Genomic DNA, 1038 nt, shown 5'->3' with positions numbered 1-1038 from the left:
ATCTCTACCTCGCGACTTTTGAAAATCGGCATGAACAGCTCGCCAACCGCTCAGTTGGCCCGACGTTCGCCATTGCCAGTATCGCAATCTTCACCGCAGGCCCCTATCCGATGCTGGTGGCGGCAACTTCGAATTTCTCGAACATCATGCGCTTGACCGTACCACTCACCCTGCTCAATTTCTTTCGGGCTGGCGCCAGATCGCAGCTCCTTTTCAAAGATGGACGCGCCCTCGAGCAGCTGGCCCAAGTAGATACCGTTGTTTTCGACAAGACCGGGACCTTGACGGACGACCATCCATACGTTGGTACCATCTACGCTTGTGCCGGTTTCACGGAGCAGCAGGTTCTATCCTATGCGGCTGCTGCCGAATACCATATGACACACCCGATTGCGAAGGCCATTCTTCATGCGGCTCGCCAAGAGGGCATCGTTCTGTCGCGCATCGACGACGCCGATTACCAGATGGGTCTCGGAATCAAGGTGAGAACGAAAGATCGAACAATCGCAGTGGGCAGCCGCCGGTATATGCGGCATGAATACATTGCCCTGGAGCCGGATCTGGAACAGACGGAAGGTGTCGTCCAAGAGCAAGGTCATTCTTTTGTGTACGTTGCTCTAGATGGCGTCCTATGCGGTGCCGTCGAGTTATGTCCGACAATCAGACCGGAGGCGCAAGGTGTGGTGAGTGCGTTGCGCAAACGCGGCGTCTCAGTTCTGGTTGTATCGGGGGATGGAGAAGGGCCCGTGCGCGAACTGGCTGCTAAGCTCGGCGTCGACAGCTTCGTTGCCGAGGCGCTACCCGAAACAAAAGGCAAGGTGGTCGGCGAGCTGCAAGCAATGGGGAAGACCGTCTGTTTCGTCGGCGATGGAATCAACGATTCCATTGCCCTGAAAAATGCCGCGGTTTCCATCGCGATCCACAATGCCTCCCATCTTGCGCTGGATACGGCCCAGATTGTTCTGCTCGACAAGGACCTCTCTCATCTCCTGACCGCTTTAGACCTCGCCGACCGCCTGAGGAAGCACCAGCGCTGGA

General features: G+C 56.7%; 1 protein-coding gene. It reads left to right on the top strand.

From position 1 onward, the window contains the following. On the top strand, positions 1 to 1038 hold a 1038-nt coding region (locus CKO31_RS26035; RefSeq protein WP_200243809.1), incomplete at both ends, for an HAD-IC family P-type ATPase.

It is taken from the genome of Thiohalocapsa halophila (genome assembly GCF_016583825.1).
Classification (GTDB): Bacteria; Pseudomonadota; Gammaproteobacteria; order Chromatiales; family Chromatiaceae; genus Thiohalocapsa; species Thiohalocapsa halophila.
The sequence above is the reverse complement of the archived record's forward strand: the minus strand, read 5'-3'. Positions and strand labels throughout refer to the sequence as shown.